The 23632-nt window shown below is 64.5% G+C and carries 20 protein-coding genes and 1 tRNA gene; 11 read left to right on the top strand and 10 right to left on the bottom strand.

Translation table 11 applies throughout. The features are described 5' to 3' along the window. The 4 genes from ACLFMY_RS04125 to ACLFMY_RS04110 form a co-directional block, all read left to right on the top strand. On the top strand, window positions 1-198 hold a 198-nt coding region (locus tag ACLFMY_RS04125), incomplete at its 5' end, for a hypothetical protein (RefSeq protein WP_410763293.1). Window positions 199-450: 252 nt separating this feature from the next. Beyond that, entirely contained in the window at window positions 451-1731 is a 1281-nt protein-coding gene (locus ACLFMY_RS04120; protein ID WP_410763292.1) for an EAL domain-containing protein, read from the top strand. Between the two features lie 43 nt (window positions 1732-1774). Beyond that, a complete protein-coding gene (locus ACLFMY_RS04115) occupies window positions 1775-2137 on the top strand; it encodes a response regulator (RefSeq protein WP_410763291.1) in 363 nt (120 codons plus the stop codon). An 8-nt stretch (window positions 2138-2145) separates the two neighbouring features. Further along, complete coding sequence (locus ACLFMY_RS04110; protein WP_410763290.1) at window positions 2146-2895, top strand: hypothetical protein; 750 nt, start codon at window positions 2146-2148, stop codon at window positions 2893-2895. Window positions 2896-3769: 874 nt separating this feature from the next. Here the strand turns inward: ACLFMY_RS04110 and ACLFMY_RS04105 are convergent. Beyond that, a tRNA-Leu gene (locus ACLFMY_RS04105) sits at window positions 3770-3856 on the bottom strand. Window positions 3857-4009: 153 nt separating this feature from the next. Between ACLFMY_RS04105 and ACLFMY_RS04100 the strand changes: the two genes are divergently transcribed. Both ACLFMY_RS04100 and ACLFMY_RS04095 read left to right on the top strand, forming a co-directional pair. Then, a complete protein-coding gene (locus tag ACLFMY_RS04100) occupies window positions 4010-4345 on the top strand; it encodes a DUF3301 domain-containing protein (protein WP_410763289.1) in 336 nt (111 codons plus the stop codon). A 9-nt stretch (window positions 4346-4354) separates the two neighbouring features. Continuing rightward, window positions 4355-4696 (top strand): DUF3024 domain-containing protein, encoded by a 342-nt coding sequence (locus tag ACLFMY_RS04095; RefSeq protein WP_410763288.1) that lies wholly within the window; start codon window positions 4355-4357, stop codon window positions 4694-4696. A 132-nt stretch (window positions 4697-4828) separates the two neighbouring features. Here the strand turns inward: ACLFMY_RS04095 and ACLFMY_RS04090 are convergent, their stop codons facing one another. From ACLFMY_RS04090 to ACLFMY_RS04075, 4 genes are all read right to left on the bottom strand, one after another. Next, on the bottom strand, window positions 4829-6562 hold the full coding sequence (locus ACLFMY_RS04090; RefSeq protein ID WP_410763287.1) for a DEAD/DEAH box helicase: 1734 nt from the start codon (window positions 6560-6562) through the stop codon (window positions 4829-4831). Window positions 6563-6787: 225 nt separating this feature from the next. Then, window positions 6788-7129: a Grx4 family monothiol glutaredoxin gene (gene grxD, locus ACLFMY_RS04085; protein WP_410763286.1), complete on the bottom strand. Its 342-nt coding sequence runs from the start codon at window positions 7127-7129 to the stop codon at window positions 6788-6790. Between the two features lie 99 nt (window positions 7130-7228). Then, on the bottom strand, window positions 7229-8827 hold the full coding sequence (locus ACLFMY_RS04080) for a GGDEF domain-containing protein (RefSeq protein ID WP_410763285.1): 1599 nt from the start codon (window positions 8825-8827) through the stop codon (window positions 7229-7231). A 131-nt stretch (window positions 8828-8958) separates the two neighbouring features. Next, the gene (locus ACLFMY_RS04075; protein ID WP_410763284.1) at window positions 8959-10728 is read right to left on the bottom strand and encodes an N-acetylglutaminylglutamine amidotransferase; all 1770 of its coding nucleotides are present in this window, start codon (window positions 10726-10728) and stop codon (window positions 8959-8961) included. A 649-nt stretch (window positions 10729-11377) separates the two neighbouring features. Here ACLFMY_RS04075 and ACLFMY_RS04070 point away from each other — a divergent pair. The 3 genes from ACLFMY_RS04070 (at window position 11378) to ACLFMY_RS04060 (ending at window position 15676) form a co-directional block, all read left to right on the top strand. After that, on the top strand, window positions 11378-12682 hold the full coding sequence (locus tag ACLFMY_RS04070) for a collagen-like triple helix repeat-containing protein (protein ID WP_410763283.1): 1305 nt from the start codon (window positions 11378-11380) through the stop codon (window positions 12680-12682). A gap of 190 nt (window positions 12683-12872) precedes the next feature. Then, a complete protein-coding gene (locus ACLFMY_RS04065) occupies window positions 12873-14645 on the top strand; it encodes a ShlB/FhaC/HecB family hemolysin secretion/activation protein (protein WP_410763282.1) in 1773 nt (590 codons plus the stop codon). Between the two features lie 473 nt (window positions 14646-15118). Continuing rightward, window positions 15119-15676: a sterol-binding protein gene (locus ACLFMY_RS04060; RefSeq protein ID WP_410763281.1), complete on the top strand. Its 558-nt coding sequence runs from the start codon at window positions 15119-15121 to the stop codon at window positions 15674-15676. 199 nt (window positions 15677-15875) lie between these two features. Here the strand turns inward: ACLFMY_RS04060 and ACLFMY_RS04055 are convergent, their stop codons facing one another. Then, a complete protein-coding gene (locus ACLFMY_RS04055) occupies window positions 15876-16586 on the bottom strand; it encodes a M48 family metallopeptidase (RefSeq protein ID WP_410763280.1) in 711 nt (236 codons plus the stop codon). 222 nt (window positions 16587-16808) lie between these two features. Between ACLFMY_RS04055 and ACLFMY_RS04050 the strand changes: the two genes are divergently transcribed. After that, window positions 16809-17267, top strand: a complete 459-nt coding sequence (locus tag ACLFMY_RS04050) for a TerB family tellurite resistance protein (protein ID WP_410763279.1) — start codon at window positions 16809-16811, stop codon at window positions 17265-17267. An 80-nt stretch (window positions 17268-17347) separates the two neighbouring features. On the opposite strand, the gene ACLFMY_RS04045 is transcribed toward ACLFMY_RS04050, so the two are convergent. The 4 genes from ACLFMY_RS04045 to guaB form a co-directional block, all read right to left on the bottom strand. After that, on the bottom strand, window positions 17348-19249 hold the full coding sequence (locus ACLFMY_RS04045) for an ATP-binding cassette domain-containing protein (protein ID WP_410763277.1): 1902 nt from the start codon (window positions 19247-19249) through the stop codon (window positions 17348-17350). Between the two features lie 89 nt (window positions 19250-19338). Then, window positions 19339-19794 (bottom strand): tRNA adenosine(34) deaminase TadA, encoded by a 456-nt coding sequence (gene tadA / locus ACLFMY_RS04040; RefSeq protein WP_410763276.1) that lies wholly within the window; start codon window positions 19792-19794, stop codon window positions 19339-19341. A gap of 13 nt (window positions 19795-19807) precedes the next feature. After that, window positions 19808-21409, bottom strand: coding sequence for a glutamine-hydrolyzing GMP synthase (gene guaA, locus ACLFMY_RS04035; protein ID WP_410763275.1), 1602 nt, complete (start codon window positions 21407-21409; stop codon window positions 19808-19810). Between the two features lie 117 nt (window positions 21410-21526). Beyond that, entirely contained in the window at window positions 21527-22984 is a 1458-nt protein-coding gene (guaB, locus tag ACLFMY_RS04030; protein ID WP_410763274.1) for an IMP dehydrogenase, read from the bottom strand. Between the two features lie 214 nt (window positions 22985-23198). Here guaB and ACLFMY_RS04025 point away from each other — a divergent pair, with 214 nt between their 5' ends. After that, window positions 23199-23519 carry a hypothetical protein gene (locus tag ACLFMY_RS04025; protein WP_410763273.1) on the top strand — a complete coding sequence of 107 codons (321 nt, stop codon included), beginning with the start codon at window positions 23199-23201 and terminating at the stop codon, window positions 23517-23519. The last annotated feature ends 113 nt before the right edge of the window (window positions 23520-23632 follow it).

Below are 23632 nucleotides of genomic sequence, written 5' to 3'. Positions count from 1 at the left end.
TTGCTCGACTTGCCCTTGGGCGAGCTGTTGCAGCCTGTCCTCGATGCGTTGACCTCTTTGCTCTCACCGCTACTCTCCGTTCTGGATGATCTGCTGATCGATCCGCTTCTCGAGCTATTGGGGCTTCAGGTGGCCCGTGCCGAGGTTGAGGCAGGTTCGATCGAAATCGGGCAGGGGCGAGCGGAACTGGTTTTCTAAGGGGCTATGAGCCGTGCATCGGCTGCGTTGCCGTCCTTGGAAAGAGAATGACTCTTCTGCGCGCGACGGTCGCCTCGTATCGGTACGGATCAAGACGCGCTCCAACCGGATGGCATTCGTGAAGAGGGTTCCTAAGGGCCTATTCTCGTCCTCTCGATCTATGGTTGGCTTAGTCCGATTTGACGGGTGGGAGGCGGACCGTTCTTGGTTATGCTGGTCTTGCCACGTTCCACTAGTGCTAATGGATTGTCGATGCAGACCGTGCCCAACTCCCTCGCCCGCCCGGCCGTGATGCTGGTTGATGACGACTCGTGTTTCCGAGAAGAACTCGTGGAGTTCCTGGCGCCACGAGTTGGGCGGTTGGTGGCGACGGGCGACCGGCACCATGCTCGCCGTTGGCTAACCCGTGAGTCTTTCGATCTGCTGCTGCTCGACCTCAAGCTAAAGGACGGTGACAGCCTGGACTTGATCCGTGACGCCTTCGGGGAGACGGAGCGCAAACCGGCTATCGTCCTGATATCCGGGCTGGACCGTGAGCTTCTCGAAAGCGCCTATCGGGTGGCGAATTCGCTGGGAGAGGGTGGCGTTATTGCGGAAATGAGAAAGCCGCTGGACCTCGATCGGCTCGAGAGGGTGATCGAGATCGAGCCCTGGAAGCAGATGGAGGAAAGACCGGTTCCTCCCGCGATGCTCGACCCCGAGGAGGTGCGGATAGGGTTAGGCAAGGGGGCCGTGTACCCGTTCCTGCAACCGCAGTACGATTTGCGTGATGGTAGTCTGGTTGGTTTTGAAGCGCTGGCACGCTGGTTTCGGCAATCGGAGGGCGATTATCTAAGTCCGGCTGCGTTTCATGCTTATCTTAACGGCGGGGAGTTCGCTTGGCCTTTTTTCCAGCAGATGCTTGCTCGCTCGGCGGAGGCTTTTGCCAAGTTGGAAGAGAAGCGACGTCCCGATCACCTGGCCGTCAATGCGGCGGCGGTGATCTTTGGCGATGAGCGGCTGGAGAGGGCTATCGAGGACGTGGCCGAGCGACAGGGACTGGCCCCTTCGACCTTTACTCTGGAGCTGACCGAGAATTTCAGTTCGTTGGACGAAACTGAACTGCTGGGGATCGTACGGGCCCGTGTGAGCGGCTTCGGGGTTTCTCTGGACGATTTCGGCAAGGGAGCGGCGAATTTGGACTGTCTGGTTCGCTTACCGTTGACCGAGGTGAAGCTGGACCGCTGGTTCCTGCAAAATGCCTCTGACGACAAGGGTGGTCAGTTCATTCGTTCGATTGCTGACATCTGCCTGCAGCGGGGTATTCGGGTGGTGATCGAGGGGATCGAGACCGCCTCGCACCTGCAACTTGCCACGGAATTGGGCTTTCACGTGGGTCAAGGGTATCTGCTGGGACGCCCGGTACCGGCGGATGAGATTGAGGCTATTCCCGCAAACCTGGATATTCACGCTCTCTCGTCTGAACAGGGACCTGATCTGCCCCGTCTCGGAGACGATATCCGTGTTCCCGCAAGAGGCAATTGGGCAAATTGATTGCCAGTCCGGGGTATTTGGTAATTCGTGACAGGAAGTATAGATGGCGATGAGCGACGTGAATGGCAGGGTGGTGTTGGTCGACGATGATCGCGAAATGCTTCAGGAGCTTGAGGAAATGCTCGAGTTCGAGGGATTTCAAATCATTGCGGTCCCGATCGTGGAGGATATCGGTGAGGTTGATTGGACCGACGTGGATACGCTGGTCGTGGATTTCTTCATTCCGGGGAGCAGTGGGCCGGAGATCGCCGAGAATGCTCGTCTGATGAACCCTGATGTCACGGTGGTGTTCGTCTCCGGAGCGGATCTGAATCATTTGCTGGAGCGTGAGCATATTCCGGGAGCCCGGGTGTTGAGCAAACCGGTCGACCCGGATGCATTACTGGAACTTATCGACAAGACATAGGAGAAAACATGAAAGGCATGGAGGCGAATCCGCAGGCCGATGAGACCATGGACTATCTCGGTGGCATGGAGGTACTTGGCGAGATGGTTCATCGTCTCGTTCGTGCCCAGGCACACGAGCTGCGAGGAGTGCTCAACGGGATCTCGATGTCGGCCCACAATACTCGTACCCGGGTGAGAAAGGTCGCCGCCGGTCTGGCGGACGGTGATGAGATTCTGGCAGAACCCCTTCGGGGCGCCGAGGGAAAACTCGACCGGATTCTTGCCTCCACCCGGACGCTGGATGATCAGATTCAGGTATTGGTGGATGTCCTGACGCCAAATCCGGCAGGTGTCGTCGGAACCCTATCGGCGTTCGATACCCTGCTGCCGCAGCTGGCATCGCCCGGCTTCGTCGATGTCCGCGTGCCCGCAGGAGCAGATGCCTGGCATCCGGCCCTGTCCGGCATTCGTCTTCTCGCGCTGATCATGCAATGGCTGTCGGTTCTCCAGACCCGGCACGCGGACTACGTCGCCGGCAATGGTCTGATCGACGTGGCGGGTGGAGAGCGATCCGGCTGTATTGAGCTTGGGCGCAATGCCGGCGACGACTCGCCGGTATTGCGCCTGGTGCCGATCGCAGAGGGAGTCGGTGAAATCGATGGGCTGGCAACCGAAATCGTGGACGCCTTCGCGAGTCTGGCAAGCGGGCGGTTGCTAAAGGTTGAGATTGCCCTCAAAGATGGGACGCCCGAAGGGGCTCTGCCTCGTTTTCGTTAAGGAAAGTCCGATGTAGTTCCTCTTCGATTCCCGGGCGGGCCATCAGGTTGTGGAATGGTTTCACCTTACTGTTGGGCATACCGAAAAATCGTGGCAAATCGTCCGGGTGCACTGAGACGCGCAGTGAGTGACGAAATATTCAAGTCGATAGGTGTGAGAAGCGAGCATTCGGGCTGCGGTGGTGTAGCAGGGTTTTCTAGGTTCCCTGCTGAGAGTTGCCAATCGCCGAGTGGCTACCCCAACCACCACATTTGCGTGTGACGAACGTGTGACCCCCTTCAGCGGTTGCTTTTCTTCGCGCAGACGGTCCACCGACGATATGTTTGACCACCACCCGTTGGCCATGAGGTATCACGCGAGTTTTCTGGCGGGCGTTCATTGGGTGGTTCCCGGAAGTTGGTTTGGATTCGTACCCCCAGTCATTCGCGTACGCTTGGCACCAACAATCTATCGAGAGATTACATCTAGATCTCGGTCGAGCGTCCTATCGGACCGTGGCTCAGAGACCACCGAGGGGCGGGTGATAAAGTTGGGCAACGAGAAACAGTGGCTGAGCCGCCCCGGGCGGACGTGGAAGGAGATCGAGGCGGTGGACGACATGGTTGTGAACCGAATTGCGTGGTTCGACCGCGATTAAACTGATATGTCCTAGAGTTGCCCGTTAGTTTGAGCAACTTGTCGTTGACTACGGTACCTTCAAGATGGGGGCGACGCCTGCGATAATGTCGAAGTCGGAAGTGATCCCAAATGCCGACTTGTCGCTGTGATCGCCTTGCGTTCCAGTTGGGTTTCGGTCAGAGCCTGATAGGCGTGTCTGCCGTTACGCCAAAAGCACGCCAAATTTCGGTCAACATGCTGATTTCGTTCGATTAACTGGTGCCGAGGGTCGGACTCGAACCGACACGGTATCTCTACCGGCGGATTTTGAATCCGCTGCGTCTACCAATTCCGCCACCCCGGCAGGGGACGCGAAAGTTAGCGCACTTGTGGTACAAAGGCAAGCGGCTCACGGGCCCCTGCATGCCGCCGATGAGGCTGGTGTCGGGCCTGCTGCCATGAATCCCCCCGACCCCGGCCTGCCGGGGTCCTTTCTGCCTCGAGGAAGAATCGCTGCATGTGGACGCTCGGTGACCTGTTCGTACTGATCCTGGTGGTGGCCGCCGTGGGGACCTGGATCCAGCACGATCGGTTTCGTCGTCGGGCCCTGTCGCTGGCCAAGCAGGCGACTCTCAAGGCCGAGGTGCAGTTGCTCGACCAGAGCGTCAGCCTGCGCAAGGTCAGCTTCCGACGAGACGAGCGAGGCTGGCCGCGGCTGGTGCGCCGCTTCGGCTTCGAGTTCAGTCGCAACGGGTTCGATCGCTACCACGGCCACGTCGAGTTCGCCGGCGAGCAGGTGGCCGCGGTGGAGCTCGACCTCGGCGATCCGCACTGGCAGCACGAACGGGACTGAGGGGCAGGCGTGGCCTTCAGCGAGATCGACCGCCGGCGGGTGGAAAAGCAGGTGACCGAGTTCGTCGAGGCACGACGCCCGCCGGTGGACCTGCGCGTGCAGATGGACATCGGTTTCCACGTGGAAGGACAGGCGGTGGAGCTGTTCGAGCGACGCCGCTCGATGCGCGGCCACCGGATCGAGGAGCCCTTCGCCCGCTTCGTCCACGTCCGCTCGCGCTCGGTGTGGAAGCTCTACTGGATGCGGATGGACGGTCGATGGCAGCGCTACCTGCCGTTGCCGGAGGCCGAACGCCTGGAGGACCTGCTCGAGGAAGTCGACGAGGATCCGAATGCCTGCTTCTTCGGATAGAAGAAGGCAGGGGGCTGGTGCCGTTGTGGAACGGAGCCGGGAGCTGACGGTGGGAAGAAGCCGCGGAGTGGCTTCCCTGCGTGATTCGGATGCAAAAAGAAACGGCCGCCCGATGGGCGGCCGTTTTCGGTCTCAGCGTCGGTCGAAGTTCCGACGCGGCGGACGTCCCTTGCCCGGACGACCGCCCGGGCCACCGGGGCCGCGGGGCTTGCGCCGCGGGCGGCCCTCCGGGGCCGGTCCCATGTTCTGCAGTGCCAGCTTGATGCCGAACAGGTGGATGTTCGAGAGCTGCTGGATCAGGCGGTCGGGCATGCCGGCAGGGAGGTCGACGAAGCTGTGATCGGCCTCGATGTCGATCGCGCCGATCTGTCGGCCGTTGATGCCGCCCTCGTTGGTCAGCGCGCCGACGATGTTGCCCGGGGTGACACCGTGCTCGCGGCCGACGTTGATGCGATAGCGAATCTTGTCCGAATCGTCGCGGGGGCCGCGGTCACGCTCCTGCATTGCCGGCGGCGGGGCCATCTCCTTGATCTGCTCGGCGATCACCGGGCGGTCCTTCTGCAGCAGGAAGGCCAGCGCGGCGGCCACCTCGGCCATCTCGATGTCGTGCTCGTTCTGGTACTCGTTGAGCAGGTCGACGAACGGGGTCAGGTCTTCGGCCTCGCGTACGGCGGTGATCTGGTCCTTGAGCTGCGCGCTGCGCTTGCTGGCGATGTCGGTCGCGCTGGGCAGGCGCATCTGCTCGATCGGCTGGCGGGTGGCCCGCTCGATCGCCTTGAGCATACGCTTCTCGCGCGGGGTGACGAACAGGATCGCCTCGCCCGAGCGCCCGGCACGGCCGGTGCGGCCGATGCGGTGGACGTAGGCCTCGGTGTCGTACGGGATGTCGTAGTTGATGACGTGGCTGATGCGCGGCACGTCCAGCCCGCGGGCGGCGACGTCGGTGGCCACGACCAGGTCGATCTGCCCGTTCTTGAGCTTCTCGATGGTCTTCTCGCGCTCGGCCTGGCCCATCTCGCCGGACAGGGCCGCGGCGGCATAGCCGCGGGCGGCCAGCCGCTCGGCCAGCTCGTTGGTGGCCTGTCGGGTGCGCACGAAGATGATGCCGGCGTCGAAGTCCTCGACCTCGAGGATGCGGGTCAGCGCGTCGGGCTTGTGCATGCCGGAGACCGGCCAGAACCGCTGGCGGATCGCCGAGACGGTGCTGGTGGTCGCCTTGATCTTGATCTCCAGCGGGTCACGCAGGTGGCGCTGGGCGATCCGCCGGATCGGCTCGGGCATGGTGGCCGAGAACAGCGCGACCTGCCGCTCGGGCGGGACCTCGCCGAGGATGGCGTCGACGTCGTCGATAAAGCCCATGCGCAGCATCTCGTCGGCCTCGTCGAGGACGACCATGCGGATCTGGTCGAACTGGAGCGTGCCGCGTCGCAGGTGATCCTGGATGCGGCCCGGGGTGCCGACGACCACGTGCACGCCTCGTTGGAGCAGCTTGCGTTGCTGGAACATGGCCTGCCCGCCGTAGATCGGCGCGATGTGGAAGTCCGGCAGGTGACGGGCGTAGTTGGACATCGCCTCGGCGACCTGGATGGCCAGTTCGCGCGTCGGCGCGAGCACCAGCATCTGCGGGGCACGGATCGAGGTGTCGATGCGGCTCAGCAGCGGCAACGCGAACGCGGCGGTCTTGCCGGTGCCCGTCTGGGCCATGCCGATCAGGTCACGGCCTTCCAGCAGCGGCGGGATGCTCTGCGCCTGGATCGGCGACGGGGTTTCGTAGCCGACATCTTCGATGGCCTGCTGGATGGCAGGGTTCAGATCGAGATCGGCAAAGCGGACCGAGGGTTGCTCGGTGGCAGGGGTATCGGACATGGATATCTCAACTACAGGCGGCGGGGGCCGCGGGGACAGGCGACGGGCGCGGGGCCCTGACAACGCGAAGTGCCTGATCGGTCAGGACTTCTGAAGGCGGGCTCGTGGCTCGGCGGAAAATCAGGCGACGAAGTATAGCCCCTTTCGAGGCTCGTGTCGCGTTAAATCGTTGAAAGACTGGAATTCAAACGAAAGGGCCCGGCGCATGCCGGGCCCGGGAGGAGGTCATTCGGCCGGCTTTTCCTGCTCGGCCTTGGCGACGGCCTCTTCGAACAGCGGCTTGAGCTCGCCGCGCTCGTACATCTCGATGGTGATGTCCGCGCCGCCGATCAGCTCGCCGTTGACGTAGACCTGCGGGAAGGTCGGCCAGTCCCGGTAGGCCGGCAGGGCCTGCATGATCTCCGGGTCGGCCATGACGTTGACGTAGCCGAACGGTACGCCGCAGGCCTTCATCGCCTCGGCCGTGCGGCTGGAGAAGCCGCAGGTCGGGAATTGCGGGGTGCCCTTCATGAAGATGAGGATCGGATTTTCCTTGACGAACTGGTCAATGCGCTCGAGAGCATCCATTGGTGATGGCCTCCAGTGATTCGGTGGACCGGGCCAGTGCCCGGGAGATCCGTTATATGGGACCAAATTCGTACCGATTTGGCAAGCCGGATCCGGGGGTCAGCCCGTGTCGCGCGTCTCCACCCGGTTGCGGCCCGCCTGCTTGGCGGCATAGAGGGCCTCGTCGGCCGCGTTGATGATTTCCTGCGGGGTGACGTGTGCCGGGTAGCCGGCAACACCCGCGCTGAAACGGCAGCCGATCGTCTTCCCGTCGTCCGTCTCGAAGCGTTCGTCGGCGAACTGGATGCGCAGCCGGTCGATCAGCTTGACGGCGTTCTCCGGCGTGGTCGCCGGCAGGACCACCATGAACTCCTCGCCGCCGTAGCGGCCCACGCCGTCGTACTTGCGCAGGCGGGTGTTGAGCAGGGTGGACAGGCCGCGGATCACGCGGTCGCCGGTGGGGTGGCCGTGGGTGTCGTTGACCTGCTTGAAGTGGTCGATGTCGATCATCACCACCGACAGCGGCTGTTCCTGGCGGATGGACCGGTCGAGCTCGTTGTCCACCATCTGGGTGATCGCCCGGTGGTTCATCAGCCCGGTGAGCGAGTCGGTGATCCGCTCGGCGCGCGCCTGGCGATAGCGTTGGGCCCGGTAGCGCACCATGCGGATCAGGTCCTCGGCGGAGATCGACTTGTTGAGAAAGTCGTCGCCGCCCTTGAGCTTCGCCTCGAGCCGGTACTGGTCCCGCTCCTCGGTGGACATGAACAGGATCGGCACGTCCGAGAGTTGGGGGTGCTCGCGGAAGATGCGCGCGAGATCCATGCCGTCCATCTCCGGCATGTAGAGATCGAGCAGGATCACGTCCGGGAACTCGTTCAGCGCCGTCTCGAAGGCCGCTTCGGGGCGGGTCTGGAACAGCAGGCGCACGTTCTCGCGCGCGAACTGCTTGCGCCAGTAGATGCCGGCGGTGGCCATGTCGTCGACCAGCAGCACCGTGATCTGCTCGTCGTCGTGCTCGGTCACCCGGGCACCGGCGAGCAGGGTGTTGAGACGGGCCGAATCGATCGGGTGGGTGATGACGTGATCGATCCCGGCGCGCACGGCCGCGGCCCGCACGGAAAAGTCGTCGCGCCGGCTGATCATCAGCGTCTGCGCACAGGCCGACATGCGGTTCTTCAGGTCGGTCAGCCGTTCGAACTTGTGGGCCTGGTCCGGCTCGTCGTCGGCCAGGTAGATGAGGATGCCGGTGTGCTCGAGCAGGCCCGGGTCGGGGTCTTCCAGGTCGATCGGGTGGGCGCCGAAGCCGTTGCGCCGCAGCGAGTCGGCCAGCACCTCGGGCAGTTCGCTGGCGCCGGTGTACAGGGCGATGACCTCGGGGGTGGGTTCCGGGGTGGTCTCGAGGTGGCGGGCGAGCCGCTCGAGGTAGCGGATCAGGCGGCTCAGGCGCGAGAGGTCGGCGGAAGGCTGCTCCTGCTCGCGCTCGATCTCCTGCTCGATGCGGTTGAGCACGCCCAGCAGGACACGAAGCTTCTCGCCCCGCGCGACCCGGATCAGCCCCTCGACCTGGCTGTGCATGTCGGCCAGGCGCGTGCTGCGCCGGGCCGTGGTGTCGTTGATCGAGGCGCGGAGCGAGGCGGCGGCCAGCGACCAGTCGATCCTCCCGCCGCCCCAGTCCTCGTAGACGAGCGGGTCGGCGGAGGTGATGGAATCCTCGGTCATAGCGGTACTCGTTCCCATGAGTCTGTCGATATCCCTTTGTCCGGACTCTAGCGCATTTTCCCTGCGTCAGTGCACCGGGCGATACGCTTTGAAGACACCGTGTCGCCGCGCAAGTTCATCGCGGTTGGTGATCAGTCGATGCCCTGTTCCTGCAGCCACAGTTCGAACACGGCCAGGTGCCAGATCTTCGCACCCTGCAGGCGGGTGAAGTGGCGGTCGGGTTCGGCCAGCAGCTTCTCCACGTAGGCCGGTTCGAACAGCCCGCGGGCCCGTGCGGTCTCGGAGGTGAGGATCTCGCGCATGAATTCGAGGAACGGGCCGCGGACGAACTTCAACGCCGGCACCGGGAAGTAGCCCTTGGGCCGGTCGATCACCGCGTCCGGGATGCGACCGCGGGCGATGCGCTTGAGGATGCCCTTGCCGCCCTGGGCGAGCTTGTGTTCGGCGGGCACGCGCATGGCGGTTTCCACCAGTCCCGTGTCGAGGAAGGGCACGCGCGCCTCGAGCCCCCAGGCCATGGTCATGTTGTCGACGCGCTTGACCGGATCGTCAACGATCAGGGTGCTGGCATCGAATCCCAGCACCCGGTTGGCGAACGAGCCGGCACCGTGGCCGGCCAGTCCCTTCTTCACCAGTTCGCTGGTGGCATCGGGGCCGCGGAAGCGTTCGGTGACCATCGCCATCAATTCCTCGTGGCTGCGGTCGAAGTAGTAGGGCGCGAAGCGCTCGAGGTCCGACCCTTCTGCGTCGCGCATTTTCGGGTACCAGAAGTAGCCGCCGAAGACCTCGTCGGCGCCCTGGCCGGAGAGCACCACCTTGACCTCGCGGGCCACCTGCTCGGAGAGGAGATAGAAGGCCACGGCATCCTGGCCGAACATCGGCTCGTTCATCTCGCGCACCGCCTCGGGCAGGCGGGTGAGCACCTGCTCGTTGGGCACGTGGAAGCGGAAGTGTTCGGTCCGGTAGCGCTCGGCGACCGGGTCGGCGTACTCGAACTCGCTGCCCTTTTCCTCGGGCTGGTCCTCGAAGCCGATGGTGAAGGTCTTCGGCGTCACCCCGGCCTCGTGGGCCAGGGCGACGATCAGCGAGGAGTCCAGCCCGCCGGAGAGCAGCACGCCCACCGGTACGTCGCTGATGGTCAGGCGCTTGCGCACGGCATCCAGCAGGCGTTCGTGGATCCGCTCCGGCCATTCGTCGGCGGGGACATCGTGGTCCTCGGTCGTGTCGATCGCCCAGTAGCGCTGCAACGCTTGATTTCCGTTGCGGTCGACCCGCATCCAGTGGCCGGGGGGCAGCTTGTTCACGCCGCGAAAGATGGTGCGGGGTGCGGGCACCACGGCGTGCAGGGTGAACTGGTGGTGCAGGGCGGCGGGATCGAAGTCGGTATCGACGTTACCGGCGGCCAGCAGCGCGGGGATGGACGAGGCGAAGCGGAACGGCCCCTCACCGACCGTGTGGTAGAGGGGCTTGATGCCCTGGCGGTCGCGGGCGAGGAAGAGTGAGCCGTCGCGCATGTCCCAGATGGCGAAGGCGAACATGCCGTCCAGCCGGGCCACGCTGTCGGGCCCCCACTCACGGAAGGCGGTGAGGATGACTTCCGTGTCGCCGGTGGAGGCGAAGCGGTGGCCGAGTGCGGCCAGTTCCTCGCGCAGTTGCGGATGGTTGTAGATGGTGCCGTTGAAGACGATCGCCAGCCCGCGCTCGCGGTCGACCATCGGCTGGTGGCCGTGGAAGGACAGGTCCAGGATCGACAGCCGGCGATGGCCGAAGGCCAGCGGCCCGTCGGAGAAACTGCCCTCGTGGTCCGGCCCGCGCCGCTCCAGCCGGCTTATCATCCGCCGCACGGCGGTCAGGTTGCCGTCACGCGTTCCGGTTTCCAGCCATCCGCAAATACCACACATCGAATCGCTCGCTTCTTCGTTGAGTTTTCCTGGGGAGAGGAAGTCTAGCGCAACGAGTGGTCTCGCATGCCGTTGCGCCCGCATTCGGCGCGCTCCCGCGCCGCCATGCAGGATCGTTCTGGCCCATCGCGGCGTACGTGGGGTTACTTGGGGGCCTCCGGGACCGGGTTTTACCGGTTACCCGGCATGTCGTCGTGCGCCGAACCCGTGTTTTGCGGTGGGGTGCCTGCCTGCGCCTATTCACTTGGTTATGCCGGGTTCCGCGGCGTCATTCGTCGGATCGGGACGGTGCCTTCCTGGTCACGCGTGGGTGGTTCTTGCCGTGGGAGATACCCGACGGCTGGTCTCCATTCGGGCACTGGATACCGCTCCAATGCGGTTTTCGGTTCCGACCCGTGTGCACCCTTGTTCGGGTTGCGGGCCGAACGGCAAAGGGTTTCCGGGCCGACACCGGACCGGTTCACGGGGCAGGGTTCGCCTCCATTTGCCGGCATTGCCCCCGTACTAATGGACTAGTGCGCCCTTCGTATGCGGGGTTTTAGCATCGCTCACCGATGGATTCGACAACAACTAGCCATCAGGCAGGGACGCATCAGCAGTGCCACTGCAGGCTTCCCTGATCAGTTGAGCTGAAGAAGGAGCAAAAGCAATGTCTCAACGTAAACGATTCCTGGCGCCTCTGACGGCCGTGGCCTCCGCACTGATCCTTGCCGGCTGTGCAGGCTCGGGGGGGGGTTCACTTGCCAACGAGGACGGCTCGAGCAGTAGCAGTGCCGGTGAAAGTGACAGTGGCGTCGAGCAGACGGCCCAGGGCGCGTCGACTTCCACTAGCGGAACCGGCGAGACCGTATCGACGGCCGGCGAAGAGATCAAGGCGATCGACATGCCGGTAGGCGGCGAAGTCACGTCGGGAACCGGGGAGGTGTTGATCTCCAGCAGCGACATGTTCGATGCCTTTGCCGGGGGCCTTGACGAAGGGCTGGGCAACTACCGTGAAAACGACAATTTCCTCGGGACCACCTTCGCTGCCGGCAGCAAGGGCCTGGGGGAAAGTGGTGACGTTGTCGTCGCTTCGGGCGAGATGGTCGAATCGATGAACGGCATGCCCGTCTTCATGCAGGTGGACGAGTCGTCGGGCGCCGTCACCGCGCTGGGGGGAACCGTGTCGGATCTCGGCGTGAAGGTCACGGATGCCGGTGATCGCTTCGCCGCCGAGTTTTCGGATGACACCACCATCGGCAAGGGAACCGCTCAACTCAGCGCCGTGGTCCAGCCGGTCATGATGCAGACCGAGGACGGTGTCGGTTATGCCGGCGATGCCCTGCTGATCGGACCGGTAGCCAGCAAGATGCTGGACCAATCTGCGGCACTGTTCATCAAGGGTGCGGGGGTCGCCGGCGCGGCAGACCCACGCCTGTCGGGACCGGAAAAGATGATGACCGGCGGGGCGCAAATGGTGTCGGGTGGCGGCAAGTTGCTCACTGCCGGCGGTGACGCGGGCAACCCGCCGGGCTTTGACGGCATGACACCGGGTGACATCGAAGGGATGAAGGCAGGTCTCGGTCCTGTGGGCGACGCCGTGTCCATGCTGGGAGGGGCCATCAGCCAGGTTGAAACCCCGGTGGGAAGCGAGGTCACATCCGGCGCCGGTGAGGTGCTCGTGCAGGCAGGTGCCAGCATCTCTGCCCTGGACGTCTCGGGGTCGGGTCAATTGGTCGGCGCACTCGATGGATCGGCGAGCATCTCCAACGTGCTTCAGGCACCGGTCGAGCAGTTGTCGGACACGTTGACCGGCGGCCATCTCGATGCCGGTGGCCTTGAGGGCGTGACTTCCACCTCGGGTGACCAGGACAGCAGCCTCTCCGGGGCGACCGACGGCATCGAGGATAGTGTCGACGACGGGAAGGAAGGCTTGTCCGGCGTGGTCGGCGGCCTGACCGGAGGCAGTCTCTGAGCCAGCCTGTACCTGCAGGTGAACGACAGTAACGGTTTTCCCGGTTGAAGATGGATGATGGGGTCTGGTGACGTGACCGAGGCGCGCCAGGCCCTTGTTTTTTGGTGAGGGCCGGGCCGGTTGTCCATCCCGGCCGTTGCCACGGGTGCCGTTCGACCCGATTGATTGCCGGATTCGCATAGAGAAAGGTATGAATCGAATTGATTGCATTGCGCCTGCCGCAAGGCAGGTGATCGCGCCCCCGGGGGCGGCCGATCGGATGGTGAAAGGGTGGCTGCTTGCATCCCTGATCCTTGCCTTGACGCTATCGACAGCCAGTGCCCAGGTCGTCCCCCAGATGGTGGATGAGCGTCACCCGGCACTGTCCAAGGAGCAACAGGAAGAGCGCGAGGATGCCGGGCGAGATACCGGATCGACGGTCACGTTGCCGAAAGGGGTCGAAGGGTCCGATGACGGTTCCTCGATCGAGGTATCGAGCGTCAGGTTTCAAGGGGGGAGCGTCTTCGCCCTGGAGGAACTGGCCGAAGACTTCGAACCCATGATCGGGAAGAACGTATCGGCAGAACGGATTTCCGAGGCCATTGACCGCATCACTCGCCAATACCAGGACGCGGGATACCCGCTCTCCTACGCCTATCTCGCACAAGAAGGGCTGGATCAGGGTGTGCTGACGGTGGTGCTGGTGGAGGGGTATGTCGCTCGCACCGAGATCGAGGTCTCCGATGGGCCGGTGAAAAAGCGAGTCGAGGCCTTGGCGGAGCGGATCATCGACGAGCGCCCGCTGACCCGCGAGACATTCGAGCGTTACACCGCCCTGATGTCGCGGATCCCCGGGGTGCAGGTGAAGGTCAACGCGCCGGTGCCCCGGACGCCGAATGGTGCCACCACGCTGCGAGTGGTGGAACAATCCGTCCGGCGGATCGAGCCGGCCCTGTCGATGTCCGGTGACGAAATCGATGACTATCAGATGCTGGGAAGCGTGGCCTTGCAGGCCAACACGCCGTACGCGGAAAAGCTCTCGGTGGCGTCCCTGGTGCCGATCGACGATGACGACTCGTTCTATTCGGTCGAATATGAACAGTCAGTCGGAACGGATGGCTGGCGCCTGGACGGGAGTGCGAGCCGATACGAGACGGAAGAGGTCGGCACGTTGCCGATTGCCGGAGGCATTCGCCTGGATCAGGCAAAGACCGCCACTCGGTATCGCCTTGGTGGCGACTTCCCGATCTCGCTGTTTCATCGCCACCAGTGGACCGTTGACGGGCACCTGGACCAGGTCAAGGAGCGGACGCGTACCGATATTGGCGACAGCCTTCGTCTGGAGCAAGACCTGGCGTATTCGGCGATCGAGCTCGGTACCGGCGTTAAACGCTCGTTCGATAGCCGCCTGCTGGATTTGCGGCTGGAAGTCCGCCAGGGGGTCGATCTCGGGAACAACCGGCAGGACGCGCACCTCGAGAACGGCAGCTCGAGGCGGGATCTCGAGCCGGCAGAAGACCTGCAATTTACGCGGTTTGCGTTGCAAGGCCTGTGGCGCGAGATCATCGGCGAGTCGTTCCAGGTCGATGTGCGGACGGAAGGATTCTGGTCGAACGACGCGTTGCCGGCCCCCGAAAGGGGCAACTACGGCGGGACGCGCTTCGGGCGGGCCTACAGCTCCGGCCAGGCGGAGGGCGATTACGGGGTGGCCGGCGAGATCGTCCTGCGTTACAAGCACTCGCTGGATAACGGCTGGGTCCGTCAGGTCGAGCCATATGTCGCGCTGGACGGCGCCCGGACCCGTTTCAATGACAGGGATATCGAGAACGATCTCGCGTCGGCCGCCGCAGGCGTTGCCATTGCGCGCGGTCGCACGTATCGGCTGAGTGTCGAGTACGCCGTTCCCGTGGGCGACCGCGATATCGAGACCGATAGTCGCGACGGCCGGGTCAATGCCACCTTCCGCTGGTCGCTCGGTGGTTAGTCGGGCGCCCTAGGCGGCCGCCCGCAGTCAACGGCCTTGAACCACGGATTGCCTTGATGGCAGGGAGGGGCAGGGCGAATCCCTCTGGCCGGGAAGTCACGAGAACTCTCCAGGACCATCCGGTCTTTCCAAACGCCTTCCATCTAGGATCCCCGGGAGCGATCGGTTCGACTTCGCCCCGGGGAGTCGTTCTTGTTTCTGCACAAAACCGCATTTCGTGTGTGCCTTGCATTCCTGAATACGGTGAATTCTTCTCGATTTCACCGGTGTTTTTGTAATGATTGAGCATTAATAATATAGGATTATTTGTATCGTATTAGTTGCATGGTGTTATGCGGTCTTCTCTATGAAAAATAGAAAAGTTTGTTTTTGTTTTTTGTCTTGTTTCCGCTTAGTTTTTATCTAGCCGGCTGTCTACCTGCATGGACGGTTTTCCGGCTTTTTGATAATCATATGCGTACAAGTGGAGGTACATGATAATGCGTTACGGGAAAGGACTGATCGGCACGGCCTCGATGGCCGCGATTCTGTTTTCGTCGTCGTCCATGGCGGTGGCTGGGCCGTTCATGAGCGAGAAGTGGGCTCAGGCCGTTTGCGAGAAATGGAACGAAACGGATGAACTGGTTACCGGGCTGGTTGGTGACAAGTGGTCGGCTAACACGTCGGACAAGGGATACAAGGTGATTCAGATGTATCGCGACGAGTGCGGATTTGAATCACGCGTGGAGCTCAATGTTGCCGAACAGGACGGGAAGGCGGTCTGCACTTATGGCGGTGCCGCGAAAACGTCGGACCTGGACGAGAAATCGGACTATCTCATGTACGCCACGGACGAGCACTGGAAATGCATGGGCGAGGGCCGATTCGGCTGTGGGGCGATGGGTTCGATGATGTCCGGCAAGCTGAACTTCACGGGACCGAAGAGGGAGGCGGCGAATGTCATCGAGCCGTTCAATGCCTTCCTCAAGCTGACGGGCAAAGTGTCGGGCGACGATCAGTGTCCCTCTAGTGCGGTGGCATCCGGCAGCTAACGGTCGGTCAGCCCGGTTGAGTGAACCGGCCCGGCAATGGTGTCGGGCTTTTTGGTTCGAGTGTTCCTGTAACGCCTTCCACAAGGGATTGGGCACGACTCGAGAGGGCGACGTGAAAGGGTACCGCCGAGCAGCAGACCCGACCAGGTTCCGCGCACGGCGTGTGAGGCACCTGTGGCATTCCGGAATCCGTTCACGTTCACAGGCCGACGATGCCGTATCGCTCCAGGGCCGGCTCGTGTTCGCGCCAGGCCGGGTAGTGCCGGTCCATGACGGCGTAGAAGCGGGCATTGTGGCCCCGCTCGATCAGGTGGGCCAGCTCGTGGACGACCACGAGGTCGATGACCTCCACTGGCATGCGGGCAAGCTCCAGGTTCAGCCAGATGCGTCGGTCGCGGATGTTGCAGGTGCCCCAGCGGGTCTTCATGCGCCGGATGCGGTGCTCGGGGAGGGGCAGGCCCATCCGGTCGGTCCACTGGGGCAGCCGGTCGCGCAATGTCCGGTCCAGCAGGCTGCGGCAGTGGCTCCGCAGGGCCGCCCGGATGCTCGACATGTCCCCGTCGCGGCTGGTGATGACCAGTCGGTCGCCCTGGGTGCAGACCGTAGCCTTTCCGGGCCGCAGCTCGGGGTCGCGCGCGGCCTTGAGCGCGTGGTGTTGGCCCAGCAGGTGGATGGACTCAGGGAGCGAACCGGTGTCCCATCCGGGTGGCCGGCGGGCGATCTTCTCCCGCTGGCGCCGGATCCATTCGGCCCGGGCGGTAACGAAGGCCCGGATCTCGGCATCGCTCAGCCGCGCCGGAACGCTGACCCGCAAGCTGTCGGGCGTCTCGCCCAGGCGAAGGTACAGGTTTCGGATCCGCTTGCGGGTAACCTCGATCTCGCCCAGCGGATGATCGATACGGCACTTCATGCCGATCGCCCCGCCTTGGTGCGCCGGGCCGTGGCGGCGAGGGATGCAGGCGCGGTCATCACGCCACATCTTTCCCTGGAATGAGGGCCGTCCCGGCGGTCCGGATGATTCGGTTTTCGGCTCGACATGGCGGTCAGTCTAACGGATCAGTGAACGGTGGGCCCTTCGACCAGTCTCAGCAGGTGCCCGTGCACCCATCCCCTCAACCAGCGGAAGACGGCCATGCTGAAAACCCTTCGCGAGATCTTCTTTCCCGGCGGCGGGACCGAGCCGGCCGAGACGCCGCGCTCGGTGAACGCTGCCGTGGCCATTCTCCTGATGGAGGTGGCCCGGGCCGACTTCGAGGTGGCCGATGACGAGCTCGAGATCATCGCCACGGCGCTGGTCGAGGATTTCGGCATGAGTCACGAGGAGGCGCGTGATCTGGTGGAGCATGCCGCCGACGAGGTGGACGATTCCACGGGGTTCTTCCCGTTCGTGCGCGTGCTCAACGACCGGCTCGACCCGGCCGAGCGCTACCGCGTGGTCGAGTCGCTGTGGCGGGTGGCCTGGGCCGACGACGACAAGCACCACCTCGAGGAGTCGATCATCCGCCACATCGCGGAGCTCCTTTACGTGTCGCACCCGGATTTCATCCGGGCGAAGCTGGCAGCGGAGGAGGACCGCCATTCGCATGGATAAGCCAGACGAAGGTTGAAACGTCGGGCCGGGAAGGCCACGTCCGGCATGCAAGCCTCCGCCCGGGAGCTCGTTGATGAAGATCAGTCGCCGTCGGTCAGGGCCTCCAGTTCCATCCAGCGCTCCAGCACTTTCTCGAGCTCGGCCTCCAGCTCGCCCACCCGGTCGAGCGTGCGCTGGACCTCGGCCGGGTCGCCCTCGTAGAACGCCGGGTCGCTGATGGTCGCGTTGAGCTCGGCCTGCTCGGTTTCCAGCGCCTCGATGCGCGCGGGCAGCGCGTCGAGTTCGCGCTGATCCTTGTAGGACAGCTTCTTCGTCTTCTTCGGTTTCGGCGGTGGTGACGAGCCCTTGCCGCCCGTCGACCGGGTCGGCTTCGGCGCGGCGGGCGCGGCGGTCCTGGCCTCGCGTCGCTCCAGGTAGTCCTGGTAGCCGCCGAAGACCTCCTCGATCTCGCCGTCGCCCTTGAACACCAGCAGGCTGGTGACGACGTTGTCGAGAAACGCCCGGTCGTGGCTGACCAGCAGCAGGGTGCCGTCGTAGTCGGCCAGCGCCTGCTCGAGCACCTCGAGGGTCTCGAGATCGAGATCGTTGGTGGGTTCATCCAGCACCAGCAGGTTGGCCGGCCTGGCGAACAGCTTGGCCAGCAGCAGGCGGTTGCGCTCCCCGCCGGAGAGCAGTTCCACCCGGGTGCGTGCCCGCTCGGGTGTGAACAGGAACTGCTGCAGGTAGCCGATGCCGTGGACGTTGGACTCGCCCACCTGCAGCCGGTCGCCGCCGTCGCAGAGGTTCTCCAGCGCGGTCCAGTCGTCGCGCAACTGGGCGCGGTGCTGGTCGAAGTAGGCCACCTCGAGCTGCGTGCCGCGCTTGATCCTGCCCGCCGTCGGTTCGATCTGGCCGAGCAGCAGCTTGATCAGGGTGGACTTGCCCGCGCCGTTGGGGCCGACCAGCCCGACGCGGTCGCCGCGGAGGATGGTGGTGGAAAGGTCCCGGATGACGGTCTTCTCGCCGAAGGTGACATCGACGTGGTCGGTCTCGGCGATGATCTTTCCGGAGGTCTTGCCCGAGTCGGCCGAGAGCGCCACGCGGCCGGCCTTCTCGCGCCGGGCGGCGCGCTCGGCGCGCAGTTTCTCCAAGTTCCGCACCCGGCCCTCGTTCCTCGTCCGCCGGGCCTTGATGCCCTGGCGGATCCAGACCTCCTCCTGGGCGAGCGTCTTGTCGAACCGGGCGTTCTCCTGTGCCTCGGCATTGGCGCGCTCCTCGACGCGGCGCAGGTAGTTGTCGTAGTCGCCCGGCCAAGTGGTCAGGTGGCCGCGGTCGAGCTCGATGATGCCGTTGGCGAGCCGCTTGAGGAATGCCCGGTCGTGGGTGATGAAGACCACCGCGCCGTTGAAACGCTTGACCAGGTCCTCGAGCCACTCGATGCCGGCGATGTCGAGGTGGTTGGTCGGCTCGTCGAGCAGCAGCAGCTCCGGCTCGAGCACCAGCGCCTGGCCGAGCAGGACGCGGCGGCGCTCGCCGCCGGAGAGCCCGCGCACCGAGGCGTCGGGGTCGAGCCCCAGTCGGGTGACCACTTCGTCGATCTTCTGTCCGGCCATCCAGCCGTCACGGGTTTCCAGTTCGTGCTGCAGGGTCGAGAGGCGGTCGAGCGCCGCGTCGCTGTCGGCGTTCTGTGCCAGCCGATGGTATTCGGTCAGCACGTCGTGGAGGTCGCCCAGTCCCTCGGCGATCACGGAATACACCGAATCGTCCGTGTCCAGGTGCGGGTCCTGTGGCAGGTAGGCGACCCTGGCCCCCGGTTCGAGCCGGATCTGGCCGTCGTCGGCCCGCTGGATCCCGGCGAGCATCTTGAGGAAGGTGGACTTGCCCTCGCCGTTGCGGCCGATCAGGGCGAACTTGTCGCCGCGCTCCATGGTGAGGTTGACGTGGTCGAGGAGCTTGCGGTCGCCGATGGCGAATTGCAGGTTTTCTACGGTCAGAAGGGGCATGGGATCGAGATGTCAGAAGGCAGGTGTGAGAGGTGAGAGCGACACATTGTACGCGGATGCTTCGCTCCGACGCGGAAGGATTATGCCCGTCAGCGGCGATCACGGAAGAACTGGGTGAGCAGTTCGGCGGCCTCGGCCTCGCAGGGGCCGGTGTCGATGACGGGACGGAAGTGGTGCCAGTCGGCGCGGTTGAGGTCGATGGCGCTCCCGCAGGCGCCGGCGCGCGGGTCGGGGGCGGCGTAGACGATCCGGGCAATGCGCGCGTGCGACGCAGCGGCCAGGCACATCGGGCAGGGCTCGAGCGTCACGTACAGGGTGCAGTCGTCGAGGCGATAGTTGCCCAGCCGTTTTCCCGCCTCGCGCATGGCGAGTATCTCCGCGTGGGCGCTGGGGTCGTGCAGGGCCACGGGCCGGTTGTGGCCGCGCCCGATGATCGTGCCTTCGGGGTCGACCACGACTGCGCCGACAGGGACCTCGCCGGCCTCGATGGAGAGCCGGGCGAGGGCCAGGCATTCGTGCATGTATGTCCGGTCGCGGCCGCTCATGCCCGAGCGGGGCTCATTCCCACTCGATGGTGCCCGGCGGCTTGCCGGTGACGTCGTAGACCACCCGCGAGATCCCGCGCACCTCGTTGACGATGCGCAGCGAGACCTTTTCCAGGAATTCGTACGGCAGGCGTGCCCAGCGGGCGGTCATGAAGTCGATGGTTTCCACCGCGCGCAGGGCGACGACGTAGTCGTAGCGGCGACCGTCGCCCATCACGCCCACCGAGCGCACCGGCAGGAACACGGCGAAGGCCTGCGACACCTGGTCGTAGAGCCCGGCCTCGCGCAGTTCATGGATGAAGATCGCATCGGCGCGGCGCAGCAGATCGGCGTACTCGCCCTTGACCTCGCCGAGGATGCGCACGCCCAGCCCCGGTCCCGGGAAGGGGTGGCGCATGATCATCTCGGAAGGCAGGCCCAGTTCCAGCCCGATCTGGCGCACCTCGTCCTTGAACAGCTCGCGCAGCGGCTCGACCAGCCCGAGCTTCATGTGCTCGGGCAGCCCGCCGACGTTGTGGTGCGACTTGATCACGTGGGCCTTGCCGGTCTTCGACCCGGCCGACTCGATCACGTCGGGGTAGATGGTGCCCTGGGCGAGCCACTGGGCGTTCTCGCGCTTGCCGGCCTGTTCGTCGAAGATGTCGATGAAGGTGTTGCCGATGATCTTGCGCTTCTTCTCCGGGTCCGGCTCGCCCGCCAGGCGGTCGAGGAACTTGTCCTCGGCGTCGACGCGGATCACGCGCACGCCCAGGTGCTCGGCGAAGGTGCGCATCACCTGGTCGCCTTCGCCTTCGCGCAACAGGCCGTTGTCGACGAAGATGCAGGTCAGCTGGTCGCCGATGGCGCGGTGAAGCAGGGCGGCGACCACCGACGAATCCACCCCGCCGGACAGCCCGAGGATCACCTCCTCGTCACCGACCTGTTCGCGGACCTGGTCGATCATCGTCTCGATGATGGCGTCCGAGCGCCACAGGCCCTGCGTGCCGCAGATATCGCGCACGAAACGCTCGAGGATGCGGGCCCCCTGGCGGGTGTGCGTGACCTCGGGGTGGAACTGCACCCCGTAGAACTGGCGCGTCTCGTCGGCCATGCCGGCGATCGGCGCGTTGTCCGAGGAGGCCATCAGCTTGAAGCCCTCCGGGATCTCGACGACGTGGTCGCCGTGGCTCATCCAGACGTCGAGCAGGCCGAAGCCCTCCTCGGTGACCTCGTCCTCGATGTCTTTGAGCAGCGCGGTATGCCCGCGAGCGCGCACCTTGGCGAAGCCGAACTCCTGGTGGCTGGCATTCTCGACCTTGCCGCCGAGCTGCGCGGCCATGGTCTGCATGCCGTAGCAGATGCCCAGTACCGGCACGCCCAGGGTGAAGACCAGTTCCGGCGCGGCCGGGGCATTCTGCGGGTCGATGACCGACTCCGGCCCGCCGGAGAGGATGATCCCGGTCGGGTCGAAGTCCCGCACGAAGGCGTTGTCCACGTCCCAGGAATGGATCTCGCAGTAGACCTTCGACTCGCGCACGCGGCGGGCGATCAGCTGCGTGTACTGCGAGCCGAAATCGAGGATCAGGATCCGTTCGGCGTGGATGTCGGGGTGCTGGGCAGTCGCGGAATCGGTCATCGTGTTTTCCGTGGTTGCGGGCAAAAGGGGGCAGGGCCCCCGTAACGACTCGACCCGGCAGGCAGGGCCGGGTCGATCAGGCGTTCGGCGCCCGATGCTCTCGGGCGCTGGGTCGCATCAGACCCGGTAGTTCGGGCTTTCCTTGGTGATCGAGACGTCGTGGACATGCGACTCTCGCATGCCGGCGTTGGTGATGCGCACGAACTGCGGCAGCTTGCGCATGGTCTCGATGTCACGCGCGCCAACGTAGCCCATCGAGGCACGCAGCCCGCCGATCATCTGGTGCACGATGGCGACCAGCGAGCCCTTGTAGGGCACGCGGCCCTCGATGCCTTCCGGGACGAGTTTCTCGGCCGCCGTGCCGCCCTGGAAGTAGCGGTCGGAGGAACCCTGCTGCATCGCACCGAGCGAGCCCATGCCGCGGTAGGACTTGTAGGAGCGGCCCTGGAACAGCTCGACTTCCCCGGGCGACTCCTCGGTTCCGGCCAGCATCGAGCCGACCATGACCGAGTGTGCGCCGGCGGCAATCGCCTTGGCGAAGTCGCCGGAGAAGCGAACCCCGCCGTCGGCGATCAGCGGCACGTCGGTGCCCTTGAGCGCCTCGGCGACGTTGGAGATGGCGGTGATCTGCGGCACGCCCACGCCGGCGACGATGCGGGTGGTGCAGATCGAGCCCGGGCCGATGCCGACCTTGACGGCGTCCGCCCCGGCCTCGACCAGTTCGAGCGCGGCCTGACCGGTGGCGATGTTGCCGCCGACCACGTCGACCTGCGGGTAGCGGCTCTTGACCCAGGCGACCCGGTCGATCACGCCCTTGCTATGGCCGTGCGCGGTATCGACCACGATCACGTCCACGCCGGCGGCGACCAGTGCCTCGATGCGTTCCTCGGTGTCACCGCCGGTGCCGACGGCCGCGCCGACGCGCAGTTGCCCGGAGGCGTCCTTGCAGGCGTTGGGGTAGTCGGTGGACTTCTGGATGTCCTTGACGGTGATCATGCCGCGCAGCTCGAAGTCGCCGTTGACCACCAGTACCTTCTCGATGCGGTGCTTGTGCAGCAGCGCCTCGACTTCTTCTCGTCCGGCGCCTTCCTGCACGGTCACCAGCTGTTCCTTGCCGGTCATGATGTTGGCGACCGACTGGTCGAGGTTCTGTTCGAAGCGCAGGTCGCGGCTGGTGACGATGCCAACGAGTTGGTCGGCATCACTGACCACCGGCACGCCGCTGATCGAGTGGTCTCGGGTAATCTTCAGGACGTCGCGGATGCTGGTGTCCGGTGTGACCGTGATCGGGTCCTTGATCACGCCCGACTCGTGCTTCTTTACCTGCCGGACATGTTCGGCCTGCTGGGCGGCCGTCATGTTCTTGTGCATGATCCCGAGTCCCCCTTCCTGGGCCAGCGCGATCGCGAGGCGTGCCTCGGTGACCGTGTCCATCGCCGCGGAGATCAGCGGGATGTTGATTTCGATGTTGCGGGTCAGGCGCGTGACGAGCGAGACATCCCGGGGGAGCACCGAGGAGCGGGCCGGAATGAGAAGCACGTCGTCGAAGGTGAGACCTTCCTCGAGGATTCGCATGGTATGGGGACTCTTGCGGATGGTAGAAAGTGTCCGCGCAATTATAGTGACTGCCGGCCGACGGGTAAACGCCTGCCGACCACGTCGTGTCGCCCTGCGCCGATGAATGCCCGTGCTCGCCGTGACGCCGTCTGACGGGGTATTGGCATCGCGGGAACGATTGCGCTAAAGTCGGACTCGCTACAAGAGCAAACCACCTAGGAGGCATTAAATAATGATTAAAACAACACGTGTTGTTGCCGCTGCCGCGGGCCTGGCCCTGATCGGTTCGGTCGGCGCGGCGAACGCCGCCAGCGAGTCGGACTACGAGAAGGCCAAGCAGGAAGCCCAGGCAGCCGTTGAAGCCGTCCAGGAGAAGGGCTACTTCGCCTGGAGCCCGCACCCGAAGAGCCCGCTGTTCGGCGAAGCCGACAAGCTGGCCGACAAGGGCGAGTACGAGAAGGCCATCGAGAAAGCCAACAAGATCAAGGAGCTTCAGGCCATGGCCGAGGAGCAGTGGGCAGAGCAGGACGCGGGCCCGTACCGCTCCTGGTAAGCCCCTTGGGCTTGCGTGCCGACCGGGGCGACTGGCCCTGGTGGGCACACTGAACGGAAACAGCATCCAGACAGGGGTCGCGACATCGGTTGCGGCCCTTTTTCATTTTCGGT

Origin of the sequence: Guyparkeria sp. (assembly GCF_046545975.1) — a bacterium.
In the GTDB taxonomy this organism is placed as follows: Bacteria; Pseudomonadota; Gammaproteobacteria; order Halothiobacillales; family Halothiobacillaceae; genus Guyparkeria.
This window is presented reverse-complemented; position numbering and strand designations above follow the sequence as displayed.